The sequence below is a fragment of the Caulobacter radicis genome, assembly GCF_003094615.1.
GTDB classification, from domain to species: domain Bacteria; phylum Pseudomonadota; class Alphaproteobacteria; order Caulobacterales; family Caulobacteraceae; genus Caulobacter; species Caulobacter radicis.
The window spans coordinates 115,710-133,920 of sequence record NZ_QDKO01000025.1; the positions used below are offsets into that span (position 1 = coordinate 115,710).

At 67.6% G+C, this 18,211-nt stretch carries 18 protein-coding genes and 2 pseudogenes; 9 read left to right on the forward strand and 11 right to left on the reverse strand.

The genetic code is table 11. The features are described from left to right. Nucleotides 1–30: 30 nt before the first annotated feature. The 3 genes from DDF62_RS16355 to DDF62_RS26260 are packed head-to-tail and all read left to right on the forward strand — an operon-like array spanning nt 31 to nt 3,809. Complete coding sequence (locus tag DDF62_RS16355; RefSeq protein WP_116490077.1) at nt 31–2,379, forward strand: membrane-bound PQQ-dependent dehydrogenase, glucose/quinate/shikimate family; 2,349 nt, start codon at nt 31–33, stop codon at nt 2,377–2,379. 3 nt (nt 2,380–2,382) lie between these two features. Beyond that, nucleotides 2,383–3,102, forward strand: a complete 720-nt coding sequence (locus DDF62_RS16360; RefSeq protein WP_116490078.1) for a cytochrome c oxidase assembly protein — start codon at nt 2,383–2,385, stop codon at nt 3,100–3,102. Further along, nucleotides 3,099–3,809, forward strand: coding sequence for a cytochrome b (locus tag DDF62_RS26260; protein ID WP_244286845.1), 711 nt, complete (start codon nt 3,099–3,101; stop codon nt 3,807–3,809). Before DDF62_RS16360 ends, DDF62_RS26260 begins: the two co-directional genes overlap by 4 nt. Nucleotides 3,810–3,825: 16 nt before the next feature. Here the strand turns inward: DDF62_RS26260 and DDF62_RS26700 are convergent. Further along, a pseudogene (locus tag DDF62_RS26700) lies at nt 3,826–4,281 on the reverse strand (c-type cytochrome); the annotation flags it as partial. 210 nt (nt 4,282–4,491) lie between these two features. Here DDF62_RS26700 and DDF62_RS16375 point away from each other — a divergent pair. The 4 genes from DDF62_RS16375 to DDF62_RS16390 are packed head-to-tail and all read left to right on the forward strand — an operon-like array spanning nt 4,492 to nt 8,645. Beyond that, nucleotides 4,492–4,848 (forward strand): c-type cytochrome, encoded by a 357-nt coding sequence (locus tag DDF62_RS16375; protein ID WP_116490080.1) that lies wholly within the window; start codon nt 4,492–4,494, stop codon nt 4,846–4,848. Further along, entirely contained in the window at nt 4,838–5,803 is a 966-nt protein-coding gene (gene coxB / locus DDF62_RS16380) for a cytochrome c oxidase subunit II (protein ID WP_116490081.1), read from the forward strand. Before DDF62_RS16375 ends, coxB begins: the two co-directional genes overlap by 11 nt. Further along, on the forward strand, nt 5,800–8,343 hold the full coding sequence (locus tag DDF62_RS16385; protein ID WP_116490082.1) for a cbb3-type cytochrome c oxidase subunit I: 2,544 nt from the start codon (nt 5,800–5,802) through the stop codon (nt 8,341–8,343). Before coxB ends, DDF62_RS16385 begins: the two co-directional genes overlap by 4 nt. Next, a complete protein-coding gene (locus DDF62_RS16390; protein WP_116490083.1) occupies nt 8,340–8,645 on the forward strand; it encodes a hypothetical protein in 306 nt (101 codons plus the stop codon). Before DDF62_RS16385 ends, DDF62_RS16390 begins: the two co-directional genes overlap by 4 nt. Before the next feature lie 12 nt (nt 8,646–8,657). Here the strand turns inward: DDF62_RS16390 and DDF62_RS16395 are convergent, their stop codons facing one another. The 4 genes from DDF62_RS16395 to DDF62_RS16410 all read right to left on the reverse strand — a co-directional run bounded on the left by DDF62_RS16395 (nt 8,658) and on the right by DDF62_RS16410 (nt 11,113). Beyond that, nucleotides 8,658–8,996 carry a hypothetical protein gene (locus DDF62_RS16395; protein ID WP_133244940.1) on the reverse strand — a complete coding sequence of 113 codons (339 nt, stop codon included), beginning with the start codon at nt 8,994–8,996 and terminating at the stop codon, nt 8,658–8,660. A gap of 110 nt (nt 8,997–9,106) precedes the next feature. After that, nucleotides 9,107–9,922 (reverse strand): TIGR02587 family membrane protein, encoded by an 816-nt coding sequence (locus DDF62_RS16400; RefSeq protein ID WP_116490085.1) that lies wholly within the window; start codon nt 9,920–9,922, stop codon nt 9,107–9,109. A gap of 125 nt (nt 9,923–10,047) precedes the next feature. Beyond that, nucleotides 10,048–10,530: a hypothetical protein gene (locus DDF62_RS16405; protein ID WP_116490086.1), complete on the reverse strand. Its 483-nt coding sequence runs from the start codon at nt 10,528–10,530 to the stop codon at nt 10,048–10,050. A 91-nt stretch (nt 10,531–10,621) separates the two neighbouring features. Further along, on the reverse strand, nt 10,622–11,113 hold the full coding sequence (locus DDF62_RS16410; protein WP_116490087.1) for a MarR family winged helix-turn-helix transcriptional regulator: 492 nt from the start codon (nt 11,111–11,113) through the stop codon (nt 10,622–10,624). 108 nt (nt 11,114–11,221) lie between these two features. On the opposite strand from DDF62_RS16410, the gene DDF62_RS16415 reads away from it, so the two are divergent. Continuing rightward, complete coding sequence (locus DDF62_RS16415; RefSeq protein WP_116570204.1) at nt 11,222–13,021, forward strand: response regulator; 1,800 nt, start codon at nt 11,222–11,224, stop codon at nt 13,019–13,021. A gap of 37 nt (nt 13,022–13,058) precedes the next feature. On the opposite strand, the gene DDF62_RS16420 is transcribed toward DDF62_RS16415, so the two are convergent. Beyond that, nucleotides 13,059–13,337 carry a SemiSWEET family sugar transporter gene (locus DDF62_RS16420; protein ID WP_116490089.1) on the reverse strand — a complete coding sequence of 93 codons (279 nt, stop codon included), beginning with the start codon at nt 13,335–13,337 and terminating at the stop codon, nt 13,059–13,061. Nucleotides 13,338–13,596: 259 nt separating this feature from the next. Here DDF62_RS16420 and DDF62_RS16425 point away from each other — a divergent pair, with 259 nt between their 5' ends. Next, nucleotides 13,597–13,941 carry a hypothetical protein gene (locus DDF62_RS16425; RefSeq protein WP_116490090.1) on the forward strand — a complete coding sequence of 115 codons (345 nt, stop codon included), beginning with the start codon at nt 13,597–13,599 and terminating at the stop codon, nt 13,939–13,941. A 368-nt stretch (nt 13,942–14,309) separates the two neighbouring features. On the opposite strand, the gene DDF62_RS16430 is transcribed toward DDF62_RS16425, so the two are convergent. The 5 genes and pseudogenes from DDF62_RS16430 to DDF62_RS16450 form a co-directional block, all read right to left on the reverse strand. Beyond that, a complete protein-coding gene (locus DDF62_RS16430) occupies nt 14,310–14,609 on the reverse strand; it encodes a hypothetical protein (protein ID WP_101716320.1) in 300 nt (99 codons plus the stop codon). A 586-nt stretch (nt 14,610–15,195) separates the two neighbouring features. Beyond that, nucleotides 15,196–15,588, reverse strand: a complete 393-nt coding sequence (locus DDF62_RS16435) for a GFA family protein (protein WP_116490091.1) — start codon at nt 15,586–15,588, stop codon at nt 15,196–15,198. A 153-nt stretch (nt 15,589–15,741) separates the two neighbouring features. After that, a complete protein-coding gene (locus DDF62_RS16440) occupies nt 15,742–16,209 on the reverse strand; it encodes a CinA family protein (RefSeq protein WP_243410699.1) in 468 nt (155 codons plus the stop codon). Between the two features lie 48 nt (nt 16,210–16,257). Further along, nucleotides 16,258–16,782, reverse strand: a complete 525-nt coding sequence (locus tag DDF62_RS16445; protein ID WP_116490093.1) for a hemerythrin domain-containing protein — start codon at nt 16,780–16,782, stop codon at nt 16,258–16,260. Between the two features lie 95 nt (nt 16,783–16,877). After that, nucleotides 16,878–18,170, reverse strand: a pseudogene (locus tag DDF62_RS16450) (NRAMP family divalent metal transporter). Nucleotides 18,171–18,211: the final 41 nt, after the last annotated feature.

An 18,211-nucleotide genomic window follows, 5' to 3' on the forward strand; every position in this document is an offset into this window, starting at 1 on the left:
TTGTCGCACCAAGCGTTGGTGGAGAGATGCATGTCGGTCTTGGTTCGCCTGCTGGGCTCTCTCCTGGTTCTGATCGGTCTGGTGCTGGGCGTCGGCGGCGCCTGGCTCGCCGTCCTGGGCGGGTCGCCCTATTACGTCCTGGCCGGGATCGGCCTGCTGATCGCGGGCGTGCTGGTCGCTCGACTGAAGCCGGCCGGCGCGATCGTCTACTTCGTCATCTTTGCGCTGACCGTTGTCTGGGCGCTCTGGGAGACGGGGCTGGACGGCTGGGCGCTCGTGCCGCGTCTGGTCGCGCCGCTGGTGATCCTGCTGCTGGTCGTGCTGTCGCTGCCGGTGCTGACGCGGAGGGGAAGCAAGCCGATGCTGGCTGGCCTCACCGCGTTTGTCGTACTGGTCGGCGCAGGCGGCGCGATCGTCGCGGCGGCCAATCGCCCGACGCCGGCCAAGCCGCTGCCTGCGGCGCTCGCCGGACCCGGCGCTGCGACGGGCGCCGACTGGATCGCCTATGGCGGCTCGCACGACGCCCAGCGCTTCTCGGCCGCCGCCCAGATCACCAAGGCCAATGTCGGCAAGCTCGAGCGCGTCTGGACCTTCCGCACCGGCGACATGCCCGAGAAGTTCGGCGCCGAGACCACCCCGCTGAAGATCGGCGACAGCGTCTATCTGTGCTCGGCGATGAACAAGCTGTTCGCGCTGGACGCTCGCGACGGCAAGCAGCGCTGGGCCTATGATCCCAAGGTCTCCAAGGACGCTATCCCCTATACGGCCGCGTGCCGGGGCGTGACCTACTTCGTGCAACCCGGCGCGGCGGCCGACGCCGCCTGCGCCGCGCGGATCATCGAGGGCACGCTGGACGGCCGGCTGATCGCCGTTGACGCCCGCAACGGAAAGCCCTGCGCGGGCTTTGGCCAAGGCGGCCAGGTCGACATCAAGACCGGCATGGGCGAGGTCGTGCCCGGCATGGTGTCGATCACGTCTGCGCCGACCATCGTGCGCGGGATCATCGTCACCGGCCACCAGGTGCTGGACGGCCAGAAGCGCTGGGCGCCGTCGGGCGTCATCCAGGGCTACGACGCCGTCACCGGCCAGATGCGCTTTGCCTGGGATATGATGGCGCCCGACATCACCGGCCTGCCGCCGCAGGGGCGCACCTACACGCCCGGCACGCCGAACATGTGGACAACGGCTACCGGCGACGACGCCCTTGGCCTGGTCTACCTGCCGATGGGCAATTCGGCCGCCGACTACTACAGCTCGCTGCGCCGCCCGGCGGAGAAGGAATGGTCCTCGGCCCTGGTGGCCCTGGACGTCGTCACCGGCAAGCCGCGCTGGAAATTCCAGACCGCCCATAACGACGTCTGGGACTATGACCTGGGCTCGCAGGGCACGCTGGTCGACTTCCCGACGGCGGGCGGCCTTGTGCCGGCGATCATCCTGCCCAGCAAGCAGGGCGAGATTTACATCCTCGACCGGCGCACCGGCCGCCCGCTGACGGGTGTCGAGGAGCGCGCGGTTCCCGGCGGCGGTGTCGAGCCGGCCGAGCGGGCCAAGACCCAGCCGTTCTCGCTCTATCACAGCCTGGCCAAGCCCCCACTGACCGAGAAGGACATGTGGGGCATGTCGCCGATCGACCAGATGATCTGTCGCATCCAGTTCAAGCGCGCCGTCTACAACGGCCCCTACACCCCGCCGCAGGCCAAGGCCCGCTGGATCCAGTATCCCGGCTATAACGGCGGCTCGGACTGGGGCGGGATCGCGCTGGACCCGCGCCGCGGCGTGATCGTCGCCAACTACAACGACATGCCCAACTACAACCAGCTGGTGCCGCGCGCCGTGGCCGACGCCAAGGGCTGGTTCCCGCGCGGCGATCCGCGCGAGAAGACCAAGGCAGGTGGAGCCGAAGGCGCTGGCGATCCGCAGATGGGCGTTCCCTACGCCATCGACGTCAACGCCGGCTGGCGTATGCCGGGCACGGGCATGCTGTGCAAGCGCCCGCCCTATGGCGGCATCCGCGCCATCGATCTGAAGAGCGGCGCCACCCTGTGGGACCGTCCGTTCGGCACGGCGCGGCGCAACGGCCCCTTCGGCATTCCCTCGATGCTGCCGATCGACATCGGCACGCCCAACAACGGCGGCTCGGTGGTCACCGCCGGCGGCCTGATCTTCATCGCCGCGGCGACCGACAACCTGTTCCGCGCCGTAGACATGGAAACCGGCAAGACGGTGTGGAGCGACGTGCTGCCGGCCGGCGGCCAGGCCAATCCGATGGTCTATGAGCAGGACGGCCGCCAGTACGTGGTGATCATGGCCGGCGGGCATCACTTCATGGAGACGCCCGAGGGCGACTACCTGATCGCCTACGCCCTGCCGAAAGGCTGAGCCATGGAGACCTGGACACCTTACTGCGGCGCCGGCCCCTCGCCCGCCGAGATCTGGAGCCGCTGGAACCTCGACCCGCTGCTGCTTGTCGCGTTGGCGCTGATGGCTGCATGGCTTTGGGTCGCGGCCCCGACCAGGCGCGGCTTGGCCTTCGCGGCCATGGCGATATTGCTGGTCAGCTTCGTGTCGCCCCTCTGCGCGCTCAGTTCGGCGCTGTTCTCGGCCCGCACGGCGCACCACGTGCTGCTGACCAGCCTCGCCGCGCCCTTGATGGTTTGGGCCCTGCCCCGTCCCCGCGCCTCAAGGAGCCTCGCGGCGGCGACACTCGCCTTCGCCGGGGCCTTCTGGCTATGGCATGTCCCGGCGCTCTATGAGGCGGCGCTGTCGAACCATGGCGTCTACTGGCTGATGCAGGCCAGCATGCTGGCGTCGGCGATGATGTTCTGGCGTGCGGTCCGAGCCGCTCCGGCGCCGGCCGCCGTCGCCGCACTGCTGGCGACCACCGTGCAGATGGGCCTGCTGGGCGCCCTGCTGACCTTCATGCCGCGCGCGCTCTATGCGCCCCACGCCCTGACGACCACGTCCTGGGGCTTGTCGCCGCTGGACGACCAGCAACTGGCGGGCCTCGTCATGTGGATCCCGGCGGCCAGCGTCTACCTTGCCGCGGCGCTCGCCCTGCTCGGCCGGCGGCTGCGTAGCGCCTCGGGCTTCGCGGCCCGATGATCGACCGGCTGATCGAGAACATCTTCGAATGGGCCGCCGGCCATGCCGACGAAGGACGCTATTCGCCGGTGGCCATCGTCTTTCACTGGACCATGGCCGGGCTCGTCGCCTTCCAGCTCGGCTGGGGCTGGTGGATGGGCCGCGCGGCGCCCGGCGCTCAGATGCAGGCGGCCTACGAACTGCACTACCTGATCGGCGTGCTGATGCTGGTTCTGGTGCTGGGCCGTGTGGGCTGGAGGCTGTTCGCCCCGGCCGTCATCAACGACGCCGACAAGCCCGGCTGGGAGAGCACGGCGGCCCATATCACCCACTACGTCTTCTACACCTGCCTGTTCGGCCTACCGCTGACCGGCTGGGCCATGGTCTCGGCGACCAGCCGCGACACCGAGTTGACCCTGCTGAACCTGACGCCCTGGCCGCTGCTGCCGTTTGGCGAGCTGTCGCACGCGACGCTCTGGACGATCGAGGCCGTCGCCGAGTGGCTGCATTGGGGCCTCGCGCTCAGCCTTGTCGCCATGATCCCTGTCCATGTCGGCGCTGCATTGAAGCACCACCTGATTGATCGCGACGACGTCCTTCACGGGATGCTGCCGATCCTGCCGCAGCGGCCTCGACGGCGGACGCGCTGGCAGCGCCGCTGGCGGGCGCTGGAGAAACAGGTTGCGTCTCTAGCCAGGCCGCTATTGCGGCGACTTCGGCTTCGCTGAGCTTGCCCGCGATCGTGGTCATCACCCCGCGCGGATCATTGCGGCGCACAGCGCGCCTCCAGCGAGCGAATTGGTCGGCGGTATAGGCCGCGGGTTGTCCGGCCAAGGCCGGCTGGGCCGCGCCTACACCCTGCCCCTCGGCTCCATGGCAGGCGGCGCAGGGCGCGAGGCCACGCACGGGATCGCCTCTCGTCCAGAGCGCTGGCGGCGACCTGTCGCGGGTGTCGCCGCCCGCCGTCGGCAAGCTCGAATAATAGAACGCAACGGCGCGGCGAGCCCTGTCGTCGAGCGGCTTGGCGACCGGGCCCATCACCTTGTCGGGCCGGATGCCCGAGGCGTAGTCCTCCATCTGCTTCTGCAGATAGCCGGCGTCGAGACTGGCCAGGCGCGGGACCGATACGCCGTCGCCCATGCCGTCGAGGCCGTGGCAAGAGAAGCAGGCATGAGCTGCTCCGCCGGCGCCGCCGCTCATCGCGATAGTCCGTCCATCGACGCTCAGCAGGGCGTCGGTCCGGGCGGGGGCGCGGTCGCAGGCGCTGAGCGCGGCGAGCGCGATAAGGGAGGAAGCGAAACGGCCCACTCCGCCTAAACCCTGCGGAACCGCGACCGTTCCGACGGGTTGAGCCTTCGGGTTTTCGAAGGGGCCTTGGTGATCGGTGGAACCAGGACAGCGAGCGCGGCGATGATCGGCCTGGCCGGCGCGACGCTGGTCGCCTGCGCGGACAAGCCCTTTCCCTCACGCCAATTGGCGGGCGCCAATCCCACCGAAGGCCTGCGCCTGATCGAAGCCGAAGGCTGCGGCGCTTGCCATCATATTCCCGGCGTGCAGTGGCCACGCGGCGCGGTCGGCGGGTCGTTGGACAACCTGCAGGCCCAGGCGATGATCGCCGGACGCTTCCCGAACCGCCCGAACGTCATGATCGCCTGGCTTCGTGATGCGCCGGCCATGGCCCCAGACACCGCCATGCCCGCCTCCCGCCTGACCCAGGATCAAGCCCGCGACGTGGCGGCCTACCTCTATTCGCTCGATGCAGACTGACGCGCCGCCCGCACACGGGAGCCTGAAGGGGTGGCCCCCGCCGGCGCTGGATCCAGCCGGGCCTTTCGCCGCGCCGTTGAACAGCCTGACCTGGGGTCTGCTGGCCATGACCGCCGCCGTGCTGGCGATCGTGGTCGTCGCCCTGGCCCTCGCGCTCTTCGCACCACGGGCCTGGCGCAAGCGCTTGGGCGGCGAGCGTCTCGTCTGGATCGCCGGGATCGCCTTTCCCGTCGTGGTGTTGAGCGCCCTGCTGGTCTGGGGCCTTTCGCTGACCCATCGCCTCAGCGAGCCGCCCCGCCCCGGAGAACTGCGCGTTCGCGTCACCGGCGAGATGTGGTGGTGGCGGGTCGGCTATCTCGACGCGGCCGGCCGCGAGGCCTTCCAGGACGCCAACGAAATCCACATCCCCGCCGGTCGGCCCGTGGCGCTGGAGCTGGAGTCGACGGACGTCATCCATAGCCTCTGGATCCCACGGCTGAACGGCAAGCTCGACATGATCCCCGGCCGCCGCAACATCCTGCGGATCCAGGCCGACCAGCCCGGCGAATACGGAGCCCAGTGCGCCGAGTTCTGCGGCGGTCCGCACGCGCTGATGGCGCTGGTCGTCGTCGCCCACGCGCCGGCGGACTATGAGGCCTGGAAAGTCAAGCAGGGCGAGCCCGCCGCACCTGCGCCCGCCCATGCTGCCGGCAAGGCGGTGTTCGACCGCGCCGGCTGCGGCGCCTGCCACGCCATTCGGGGAACCGACGCCAACGGCCTGGCGGGCCCGGACCTGACCCATGTGGGCTCCCGCCGAACCCTCGGCGCCGGCGTCCTGCCCAACAACCAGGGAGCCCTGGCCGGCTGGATCGGTGACAGCCAGGCGATCAAGCCCGGTAACCGCATGCCCGCCTATTCGGTGCTGAGCGGCCAGGAACTGCGCGACGTCTCGGCCTATCTGGAGAGCCTGAAGTGAACGGCCCGCCCACGCCGTCCGAGACCGGCTTCGACACCGCCCTCTACGAGCGCTTTCCGACCAAGGGACGACGGCCGAAGGGCGAGCTGGAGCAGCTGGAGGCGATCTGGTGCGCGCCCCGGCGGTGGGAGTGGATCACCGTCATCAACAACAACTATGTGGGCGTCTATTACGTCGGCGCGGCCATGCTGTTCTTCGTGCTGGCCGGGGTGCTGGCGCTCTTGATGCGCACCCAGCTGGCCCTGCCGATGCAGGGCGTGCTGGCCCAGGAGACCTACAACCAGATCTTCACCATGCACGGCACGGTGATGATGTTCCTGTTCGCGGTGCCGGCGGTCGAGGCGCTGGGCGTGCTGCTGCTGCCGCAGATGCTGGGCGCGCGTGACCTGCCCTTTCCGCGCCTGTCGGCCTACGCCTTCTGGGCCTATCTGATCGGCGGTCTGGCGTTCTTCTGCTCGCTGTTCTTCGGCCTGGCGCCGAACGGCGGCTGGTTCATGTATCCGCCGCTGACCTCGACCACCTATTCGCCGGGCATCAACGCCGACTTCTGGCTGCTGGGCATCGGCTTCATCGAGATTTCGGCCATCGCCGGGGCCATCGAGATCATCGTCGGCGTTCTGAAGACCCGCGCGCCCGGCATGACGCTGGACAAGCTGCCGGTGTTCGCCTGGGCCATGCTGGTCTTCGCCGGCATGATCATCATCGCCTTCCCGTCGGTGATCCTGGCCACGACGCTGCTGGAGCTGGAGCGCGCCCTGGGCTGGCCGTTCTTCGACGCGACGCGCGGCGGCGATCCGATGCTGTGGCAGCACCTCTTCTGGTTCTTCGGCCACCCCGAGGTCTACATCATCTTCCTGCCGGCGGCGGGTGCGATGTCGACCATCGTGCCGGCCGTGGCCCGCACGCCGCTGGTCGGTCACTGGCTGGTGGTGCTGGCGTTCCTGGCGACCGGCTTCATCAGCTTCGGGGTCTGGGCCCACCACATGTTCACCACCGGCCTGCCGGGCGTGTCGGTCGGAATGTTCTCGGCCGCGTCCATGGCCGTCAGTCTGCCCGCTGGCGTGCAGGTCTTTTCCTGGATCGCCACGGTCGCCTCGGGCCGGATGAAGTTCAATGCGCCGGGGCTCTTCGTGCTCGGCTCGCTGCTGATCTTCGTCATGGGCGGGCTGACGGGCGTGATGGCGGCCATGGTCCCCTTCGACTGGCAGGCCCACGACACCTATTTCATCGTCGCCCACCTGCACTACGTGCTGATCGGCGGGATGGTCTTTCCGCTGTTCGCGGCGATCTACTACTGGACGCCGATGGTGTCGGCCCACCCCTTGAGCGAGCGCTTGGGTCGCTGGACCTTCGGGCTGATGTTCGCCGGCATGCACCTGGCCTTCCTGCCCATGCACCTGACCGGCCTGATGGGCATGCCCAGGCGCGTCTACACCTATGCCGCTGGTCGCGACTGGGAGTGGCCGAACCTCATCTCCAGCATCGGCGCCTTCGTCTTCGCCGCCGGGGTGCTGATCTGGGTGATCGACATGATCCGCAATTTCCGACCCTTCGGCTTCAGCGAGGCCGGCAACGTCTACGGCGGCGGCGGACTGGAGTGGCTGCCGGCGGGCCTCTACTCCACCCGCAGCATCCCGGTGGTGACCTCGCTCTATCCGCTCTGGGACCAGAAGAATCTCGCCCGCGACGTCGCCGCCGGCCGCTATTTCCTGCCCGGCGCGCCGACCGGCGGCCGCGAGACCCTGGTGACCAGCCCCGTCAACGCCGAGCCCCAGCACCTGCTGCGCATGCCCATCCCCTCGGGCTGGCATGTCTGGGCTGCGGTGTTCACGGCCGGCTTCTTCCTGCTGCTGACCGTGCAGGCCTATGCCGCTTCGGTGCTCAGCGGCGTGCTGGCGATCGTCTGCGTTCTGCGCTGGTGCTGGTTCCTCGACCATCCCCTGCCGCAGCAGACGGTCGACGTCGGCGCAGGGATCGAGCTGCCGACCTACGCCAGCGGATCGTCGAGCACCGGCTGGTGGGCGATGGTCGTGACCCTTGTGGTCGGCGGCATGGTGCTGGCCATGTCGGTGTTCTCCTACGTCTTCTTGTGGAGCCGCAGTCCCGACACCTGGCGACCGCCGCCCGACACCACCTCGCTGGCTGTCGCGACGGCATCGGCCATCGGCGGCGGCGCCCTGGCCCTGCTGGCCAGACGCCAGCTCGGGCGCCCGTGGCTGGCCACCGCCATGGTCATTGCCGGGGGCGCCCTGCTGGGGCTGGCCTTCGGCGTCGACCTGTCGTCCTGGCGCTCGATCGGGCTGTCGCCCCAGGCCAGCGCCCAGGGCGCGATCGTCCACGCCATCCTGGCCTGGCAGGGCTTCTTCGTCGCCGTTGCAGCGATCATGGCGCTCTATGTGCTGCTGCGACGGCTCTACGGATATGTGGGCCCTGACCGGCCCGCGACCATCGAGCTGGTCGGCCTGTTCCTGGCCTACACCGCCGGCCAGGGCCTCGTCGGGCTCTACGTCACCCGCCTCTTCCCCGCGGGTCTGGCGTGAACACCTGGCTTTCCCTGCTGGGCGGTCTTGCGCTCTGGGCGGCGCATTTCCTGGCCGCCTATGCGATCGCCAGTCTGGTCGACATATCCTCGTACGAGCACCAGGCCCCGCTCACCTGGCTTCTCGCGGGCCTGACGCTCGCCTGTGTCCTGGCGGCAGTCGCCTTGGCCGTTCGGGCCTGGCGGGCCTCCCGCCGCCCCGGTCTCGGCGGAGTGTTCGTACCGCGCCTGTCGGCCCTGGCGTCGACCCTCGCCGCCATCGCCATCGTTTGGCAATCAGCGCCATTCCTCTGGCGTCACTAGCGTTCAACGCCGTCAGGACGCGTCGGCGAAACCCGTCGCGCGCAGCATCAGCTCGCCAGCCCTCGGATCCCTCTCGAAGACCAGACCGCCCGACGCCTTGGAGCCCTCGGCGACATAGTCGATCGTGAAGCCCGAGGTCTGCTGCGCGCCCTTAATCGACAGCACGCCTTCGATCTGGACCTGGGCGGCCGGCTCGCCGCCGTGATTGAACGCCTCCACCTGCGCGACATAGCCGTGAGCCGTCGGCGTAACCTCGATCAGCTTCACCTCGATCGCCGGCGGCCCCTCGGCGCCGAACAGGGCGTCCCAGGCCGTGAAACCGATTGCGGTGGCGGCAAGCACCAGCCCCACGGCCGCCGAGGCCCATTCCAGGGCCGGCGTTCCCTTCGCCGGCGCCGGCTTGGACGAGGCCTTCGGTTTTGAGGCCGGCGCTGGAGTTGCGGTTTTGGGCTTCTGGGCCATCACACCACCAGGCGAGCGGTGGCCGCGCCGATGGCGGCGGGGAAGCCAAGGACGACCGTCATGGTGGCGACCTCATGGGCGGCGACCCCATCGGTGCGCCCGAAGGTCCAGAGCAGGTAGAGGCTCATCAGCAGTGCGACCCCGTAGCCGGGGCAGGTGAAGGCCACGAAGGTGCGGCGAAAGTCGCCCGCCTGCCGACGCCGCGTCTCGCCCGGAAAACCGAGCTGATAGACGAAGACGTGCAGCAGCAGGATGGAGATCGCCACCAGGGCCAGGGTGGCCCAGGGCCCCATCTGGTAGGCGATCAGCACCATCTCCTCGGTCGGGGCGACATTGAAGGCCAGGAACGCCGCCCCCACCGCCATCAGGAAAAGCTCGCTGAGCGGTCCAGCCCTCTCCTTCTCGCGCGCGCCTGGTCCCCGCTCGCCCAGCTGCTTGCCGGCCAAAAGCGCGCCCACCGCCGCGGGGGCGGCGCACAGCGCGATCTTGCCAAGACCGGCCTGGGTGCAGATTTCGTCGCCTCGAAGCACGCCAAAAACGGCCAGCAAGACGGCGGCCAGCAGGAAACCGACGCCGAAGGCGGCCAAGGCGTCGAGCACCTCGTCCTTCAGCCTGAAGGTCGGTTCGAAACCGGCGTAGTAGGAAAGACCGATCAGCATCGGCACGGTCAGCAGCAGAAAGATCAGGAGCCGCCAGCGCTCCACCGCCATCCCCAGCGACCACATCTCCATGGTCATCAGCAGCGGAAAAGAAAACAGCAGGGCCCCGCCGAAGGCCCGGCTCAAGGCCCGGGCATAAACCGCGTTCGCATCCAAGACGCCATCCCTCCCGTCTCGCCGTGCCAACGGTCAGGCTTGGCCGCCGGTTCCTGGCAGGCCAGCAGGCCATGTTGATTTGCAGGGACACGAGGGCCTGGCGACCTGTCGCAAGGGGGACTTCGTCACCCGCGGGCGCCCCACGGCTGACGCGTGAAGAAGGCGATGGTCGCCACGCCCGCGGCGACTACCAGGGCGTCCTCGACGAGGCCGCTGGGCGTCTGGCCAAACTTGATCATGGCCCGCTTGCGTCCCGCCAGGGTCAGGTAGGCCAGCGGCACGGCGGTCGCGATCGCCACGCTCGCCCCGGCCTTCTCGCGACCGCGCGGCGCCAGGGCCGCGCCGGCGATGCCGGCGCTGGCGATCCGGGCCAGCAGGCCCAGGAAGACCGTGCGGTCGGGCGCGGTTTTCATCTTGTCGCCCAGCAGCTCGCCGATCCCCATGGCCAGGGCGCCGAACTTGAACAGCGGATGGTCGAGCAGGACGAGCTTGCCGGGCGTTGAACGCCCCGCAAGGCGGGCCGAGGCGATAGTGGCCATCGGGGTCATCGACCGGGCGCTGGCGACGGCGCCGATGAGGGCGGAGGGGATCAGGGCGGTGTTGGTCATGTCGGCTGAACACCCCACCCGCCCGCGAGGTTCAGAGCTTTAACAATGAATTGGTCGATCCTGGCGCGAGGAGGTCGTCTAAGAGCGGCGATCAGTCTCGGAGCGCCGTCAGCAGCGCCTCGTTCATCGCCTGCAGCTCGCTGCGCAAGGCGGCGACTTGAGCGTCGGTCAACGGCAACTGGCGCACGACGGAGCGCCGCGCCTCCAGGGCCTTCTCGCGCAGGGCCCAGCCTTGGGGCGTCAGATCGACCCAAACCCTGCGTTCGTCCAGGTCATCGCGCGAGCGGACAAGCAGGCCCTTGCTCTCCATGCGTTTGACCAACGGTGTGACAGCGCCGGTGTCCATGCACAGGATTCGCCGAAGGTCGCCCATCGCCGCCCGACCATTCTCCTGCCACAGCGAAATCAGAACGAGATACTGCGGATGGGTAAGGCCCAAGGGCGCGAGCATCTCGCGATAGAGCCTCGTCACCAGGCTGTCTGATGTCTGCAGCGCCAGGCAGAGCTGTTGATCGACCCGCAATTCGTCGAACGCGCCTTGCGACCCGATCGGGAACGCGGTGACAGGATCTTTCTGCGCCATATGTCAGGTTCTAGACCAACTTCGCCAAGACATCAAAAGGTCGGCCGGAGTCGAGAATATCGACATCGATATAATCGACTCTTAAGCACCTGCATGTGAACTAGGACGATGAGCTCGCGCACATCCTCGTCCTCACCCCAGGGCCACACCCCGCCCAACCATGTCGTTCTGGTCGCTCCGGCCGAAGGTGACGGCCGGGCGAGCGTATCGACGATCGTCATCGCCCAGGGCCTTCGCTATTGGCTGTTGGCGGCCTGGGCCCTGTCGCTCGGCGTGTGCTGCGGCCCTTCTGTCGCCCTGGGCTGGTTCGCCGGCTGCTGCGTCTTGGGATTGGTGCGGGGACGGGTTGAGCGCGCCTTGACGCGGAGCGCCCGGGTCAGCGTCGGCGCCGAGCTGACCGTTATCGCCACCCTGACCTCGGCCGCCTGGGCCCTGGCCCCGCTATGGGCGTGGCGAACGCACGGCCCCTGGTCCTTGGCCGCGACCATCACCTTCCTGTTCGCCGGGGTGCTGCTGGTTGCGACGCAGTTTCGACATCTGCCCAGACGCGCCCTGATCGTTGCGACGCCTTATCTGGCGGTGCTGGCCTATGTGCTGGCGACGGCGCGCAGCGAGCCGGGACGCTGGGCGCTGCTGGCGGCCGTCGGCGTGGCGGGCTCGGCGATCCTCACCAAGGCTTTCTTCGGACGGGTTCACAAGGCGCAGATCGACGCCTTCCAGGCCGAGCAGGCCCGCTTGATCGCGGCTCTGGAGATCGCCCGCGACGAGGCGACCGCGGCCAGCGACGCAAAGTCGGCGTTCATGGCCGTCATCAGCCACGAGTTGAGGACGCCCATGAACGGGGTGCTGGGCGCAGCGCAGTTGTTGCGCAACGGCGCCTTGGACGAGCCGGCGCAGGAACTGGTTGCGGTCATCGACGAGCAGGGTCGCACCTTGGCGTGCCTGCTGGACGACATCTTGGATTTCGCGCGCATCGAGGCGGGCAAGCTCGAGGTTTCGCTCGTCGATGTCGAGCTTGCGCCGCTTGTGCGCCGCATAGCGGCGCTTTGGACGCCGAGGGCTCAGGAGAAGGGGCTGGCGCTTGACGTGACGTTTGCGCCGCAGGCCCCGGAGGCTTTGCTCTGCGACCCGATCCGTCTCAGCCAAATGCTTCACAACCTGCTGTCCAACGCGGTGAAGTTCACCGACGCCGGCGCCGTAAACGTCCATGTCGAGGCGGCCCAGTCGCCGGGGTCCGAGCGCTTACGGATTACGGTCGCCGACACCGGTCCGGGCGTGACGGCCGCCGGCCAGGCCCGCCTTTTCCAGGCTTTTAGCCAGGTCGACAGCTCCAGCACGCGCCGCCATGGCGGGGCGGGTCTTGGCCTGGCGATTTCGCGACGGGTGGCCGGCCTGCTGGGCGGGGATCTTCACCTTGAACCGAGCCAGGCAGGCGCACGGTTCGTCATCGATCTGCCGCTCGTCCGTTGCGCCGCGCCCCAGATCCTCTCTGAGCCCGAGGCGCCAGATGCAGATTCGCCGGCGCGCCGGGTCTTGGTCGTCGAGGATCACCCGGCCAACCAGCGCATCCTCGCCGCCTGGCTCGAGGGCCTTGGGCACCTGTGCGTCGTTGCCGAGAACGGCGCGGAAGGCCTGGCGGCCGTGCGTCAAGGCGGCTTCGACCTTGTCCTCATGGACGTCAACATGCCGGTCATGGACGGCTTGGAGGCCGTCCGAGCCATACGGCTCGAGGGGTTTTGCGTGCCCATCGTGATGCTGAGCGCCAGCGCCGGGGAGACCGACCGGGCGACGGGCCTGCAGGCGGGAGCGGACGGCTATATGGCCAAGCCGGTGCAGTTTGCCGCGCTCCACGCGGTGATGAGCCGCCTTGGCTCGCATGTTCGCGTTCCCGAAGTCGGCGCGGCATGATGCGCTAGCGTCTTGGACAGCTGCGGCGATGATGGCCTCAGGCTGAGCGACGTTCCAGAATCGTCTTGGAAATCAGGATCGCCGCCGACAGTCCCAGGCAGACGAGATTGCTGAGCACCAGCGGCCAGCCTCCCCGCAAGACGCCGTAGACCGCCCACAGGGTGAAGCCGGCGACCGTCAGGGCGAACATTCGCAGCGAGACGGCCGAAGCATCGCCCTCGCGCCAAATCTTGATCAGCTGAGGCACGAAACTACTCATCGAGCAGAGGGCAGCGCCCAGTCCGATCAGCGCCACGGGGTCAAGATGTGTGGTCATTCAGGCCAGCCTGTCTGTCATCCGGCGCAATAAGCGATCGGGGCGCCGATAGTTTCACGCTGCAGCGGGCTGGGCCAAAATCACCTTCCTCGCCTATCAAAAGATGGCTGCGGCTAAAGAAGGCAAGCTGTGGCTTCGCGCCTTCATCGCCCACCGTCCCTCGCCAGGAACCGTCTGGCGAGTGCTGTGGTTTGGCCTGATTAGCGGGACGGCCAGACCTTTTGGCGTGTCCAGACTCAAGGCGCGGGAGGGAGGTTTCATGGTCCGGGTATTGACCGACCATTGCGGTGGCGAGACCCGCGCGGCTTTGGAGGCGCGCGGCTGGGAGGTCGTCGATGCCGAGCAGGCTGATCTGGATCGCCTACGGACGTTGTCGCAGGTGGATTTGGTGATCGCCGGTCTGCGGCCCGACCATTACGAGGATGACCTGCGCCGGCTCGCCGTCCTCAAGGCCCTGTCTCCTGATTTGCCGCTGGTCGCGATGGCCGAAACCATCGAGCACGACGGCGTTCTTGCCGCCGATGTGCTGATCGACGTTCCGATCATCCGCGCAGGCGCGAGCCAGGACCTTCTGAAGATCGCCCTCGCCGCCGCCGAGACTTAAAGACCCCTCGAGATCCGAGGTTCGTGCAGACGGTCGCCAAGCGCGGCTCGTCGCCGACGGCGGGGCGGTCGAGCCGCTGCGAGCCGGACATTCTACGCCTTGGGTGCGCCGATCCTTAGACGGAGCGCCTCGGATCGCGGGACGGCTGGACACACGGAGCACCCGGCGGCGTTAGGCCTGCACACCGATGCTGAGCTTAGCCAGGAAATCAGGACTGGTCGCCGCCAATCCGGCCTTGTGGCCGCGCTAGACACCAGCGCGGCCTTATAGAGCTGGCGGCTTATCAGACCCGCTTGGCCCAGTTGGTCCGGGCGTCTCGTCCAGGACGACCTGCCCCGGCCATCAGGGCGCGGGGCTTACCTCCAAGACTAGGGCCGGGTGGTGGCCGGCACGCGGACGTAGACGGTGCGCGGACCGCGCAGCAGCAGGCCCAGCAGGACGCCGACGCCGATCGCGGCGGTCAGCGCCAGGGTCGGCCTTTCGCGAACCTTCTCCTCGATGACCTGGCGGCCGTCCTGGAAATGTTCGCGGCCGCCGGCATAGAGCTCTTCGGCGCCGGTCCGGAGGCTGCCATAGGCGTCCTTGGCCGACGCGCCGGCCGCGCCAAGCTGCTCCTTGGCCTTGTCGCGATGGCGTACATTGGCTTGAGAAATGCCGGTGTCGGTCATGAGGGCTCCTTGCAGGTTGTTGGCTTCGCCTGCCACAACCACGGGCAAGCCCGCCGGTTCCCTCACAGCCGCAGCGGCTCGCCGGGCAGGCCTGATTGATCTCTTCAGGGGCCTGCGCCTTCACCACGCCTCCTCACCGCGCCCGTCCTCCTCGGCTTCCGCTTCACCGACGCCCCGGACGGCCTGAGGGTCGTCCTTGACCTTGATCCGAGCGCCGACGAGGAGGCCGCTATTATAGGCGGCAAGTCAGGCCACATAGATGCGAGGCTCAAGGCCTTCAGCAGCTTGTCCCATGATCCTCATCCTTAAAGGCAGGGGTTCGGCATCGAACCCATGCCCCTCGGCGAGAGCGGGTGTGCAAGCGGAGGGGCGGCCTCGCGGGGACCCGGCTGCAGGGTCCGAAAGGACCCAAGCTGGGCGGAAGCCGATCCGAAGCGCGCTGAGGGCGGCGCCCTGAGCTGCGGCCGCGGCAGAGGTCGGGACAAGGGTGGCGTCCGACCGCGAGCGGCGATGACGGTCACAGCCGCCTGGCCACCGGGCGGACGGGCCGATCTTCTTTCGCTCGCCGACGTATCGGCAGCTTTCCTCAAAGACGATGGTCTCCGCCGGGTAGCGCAATCAGCACCCATTGATGCGCGCGATGCTCGTAGAACGACACGGTCGGCGCCGGGAACGAAGGGTCGGCGAATGCGCCGATGGGGATGGCCACCAGATCAGGCTCGCCTTCATTGACGTAGGCAATCGTGTCGCCGCAGTGCGGGCAGAACATGTAGAGGACCCTGGAACCGCTATCGGCCGTCCGAATATAGGTGCTGGTCCGACCGCCGATGGCGACCGAGGACTCTTCAAATCGAGCTTGGGACGCCAAAACGCTGCCGGTTCTCCGCTGGCAAGCAAGACAATGGCAGACCGAAACGCGCACAGGCTCTCCCATGCACTGGGCGGACACCGACCCGCATCTGCATCGAGCGATACGCATGCTAAATCTCCATGCTGCACTGCAAACAGTTCAGCATGACCTAGGTTGCATGGCGCTCGCTTAGCTCAAACGTCGATGAGGGTCCCCAGGGGGTTCCGCGGCAGGGGTTTCTCCTGGTCACGGATTGAGGTTTGGCTTCTGCCGCGGTTGCGATCACGTGGAGACCGCGACGGCCAGCATGTCCATGGCGATCGCCAGGCATGCCAGCCGGAAGTCTTGGCGGCCGATGACACCAAGTTCGGCCTTACGATGATGGGTCGGCCTGTCGCGTCGCGCGCAGGCGAAATGCACCAGTCCGCCAGGCTTTTCAGGATCGCCCATGTCCTCGGCCCAGCCCGTCACCGCCAGGATGATGTCGGCCTGGGAGCGGGCCAGGGCGGCGCTGGCCATGGCCAGGACGACGTCCTGCGACACCGCGCCGCCCCCGGCCAGCTTTTCGAGGGGGATGCCCAGTTGCTGATGCTTGGCGTGGTCGGAATAGACCACGAAGCCTTGTTCGAACGCGTGCGAACAGCCGGGCACGTCGGTCAGCAGGGAGGCCAGCAGACCTCCCGTGCAGCTTTCCGCCGTACCCAGCTTCAAGTCCTGGGCGCAGGCCCTCTCCAGAACTCGTCGCGTCAAGGCGTCCAGTTGCGGCGTCAGGATAGGGTCTAGCGCCTCGGCCACCCGTCAGTTCGCTCGCTCGGCGCCCATCGTCGCCATCAGCTCTTCCTTCCGAGCCTTCAGGCGCTCGCCCATGGCGTCCAGATCCTCATCGCCCTTCTTGGCTTGGGCGAAAATGCCACCCGGCTGCTCCTCTTCCTTGACGTGGTGCTTGATATATTCGCCCAGCACCTTGACCTTGGCGTCGTAGAACTCTTCGCCCGGCTGCATCGCCTCGATCTCGGCGATCAGCTTCTTGGCGCCGTCGTGCTCGACATAGGCCTCGTCCAGCATGTCGTCCTCCACCTCGCCGCGCTCTTCCGGATAGAAGATTTCCTCCTCGATCTGGGTGTGGACCTTCAGGGCCAGGGCGATCTTGTTGAACAGGGCCAGTTTCTCTCTGTCGTCCTCAAGCTGCTCGTACTCGTCGAACCAATCCTCGACTTGGCGATGGTCCTTCTTGAGCAAGGTGATGGCGAGGGGATCGCGACGCCCGGTGCGTCGCGTGCGGCGGGTCTTGGCGGCGGCTTTGGACTTGGCGGCGGCGATCATGGGACGCTCTCCTCAAAGAATTGAAATGGTTGTTGAAATAAGACACGTAGAGAAGGGCCGTTCCTTTGGCCGAGCTAGCTGAGAGTCGGTCTTAATCAAGTTGCTCCCAGGGCCGTGCCAACCAGCATCGCGCCGGCTGCGAGCGCCATCACCGCTGTCGCCAGCCATCCGAAACCTTTTAGCCAGGGTCCGGCGGTGAAGCCGCCCATCCGGTCGCGGCGCGAGACCACCAGCATCATCACCACCATCATCGGCACGGCGATGACGCCGTTGATGACCGCGCTCCAGAACAGCGCCTTGATGGGGTCGATCCCGGCCAGGTCGATACCGATGCCCAGAAGCGTCGCCGCCCCGATTACCGCGTAGAAGCCCACGGCCTCCCAGGGCTTTTTGTCCAGGCCGCACTTCCAGCCGCGCGTCTCCCCCACAGCGTAGGCGGCCGAACCGGCCAGCACGGGGATCGACAGCAGGCCCGTGCCCACGATGCCCAGGGAAAACAGCAGGAAGGCGAAATGGCCGGCGGCCGGCTACAGAGCCTTGGCTGCGTCCGCGGCGGTGGCGATCTCGGTCTTGCCCTGGGCGTGCAAGGTGGCGGCCGTGGCGATCATGATCGCCAGGGCGATCAGGTTTGAAACCGCCATGCCCAGAAAGGTGTCCAGCTTGATGCGGCGCAGTTCCGGCCTGGCCTGCTCCGGCGCCGATCGCAGCGGCAGGGCGTCGTCATCCTGATCGACTTCCTCCACCTCCTGGGCGGCCTGCCAGAAGAAAAGATAAGGGCTGATTGTGGTCCCGAAGATCGCCACGATCGTGGTGATCGCTTCCTTGGATCCGAAGACGCCCGTATCGGGCCACACCAGCCCGCGCCCCACCTGCGTCCACTCCAACTTCACCACCATCAGAACGGCGACATAGGCAAACAGAACCAAGGTCAGCCATTTGAGAAAGCGGACGTAGCGCCTGTAGGGCACGAACATCTGCAACAGTAGCGACAGAATGGCGAAGCCGGCCGTGAACCAATGGGAGCCGCCGCCAGCCAAGAGTTGAGAGGCCGCGCCCATCGCCGCCAGATCAGCGCCGATGTTGATGGTGTTGGCTATGAACAGGAGCGCGACGAGGCCGGTGACCAAGGGCGCTGCGATCACTCTTCCCATGTTGCGCGCCAGACCCCGGCCCGTGACCCGTCCGATCTCGCCGCTCACCAGTTGGATGGCGCTCATCAGCGGATAGGTCAGCAACATCGTCCAAAGCAGGCCGTAGCCGAACCGCGCGCCTGTCTGGGAATAGGTCGCGATACCAGAGGGGTCATCGTCAGCCGCCCCGGTCACGAGGCCAGGACCGAGTTGCTCGAAAAGGGCGATCGATCGTATGCGCCGACGCAGCCCGCTCATCTCGGGCCGCTTTGAGAGCAATTTCTGGCCATCGGATCCTT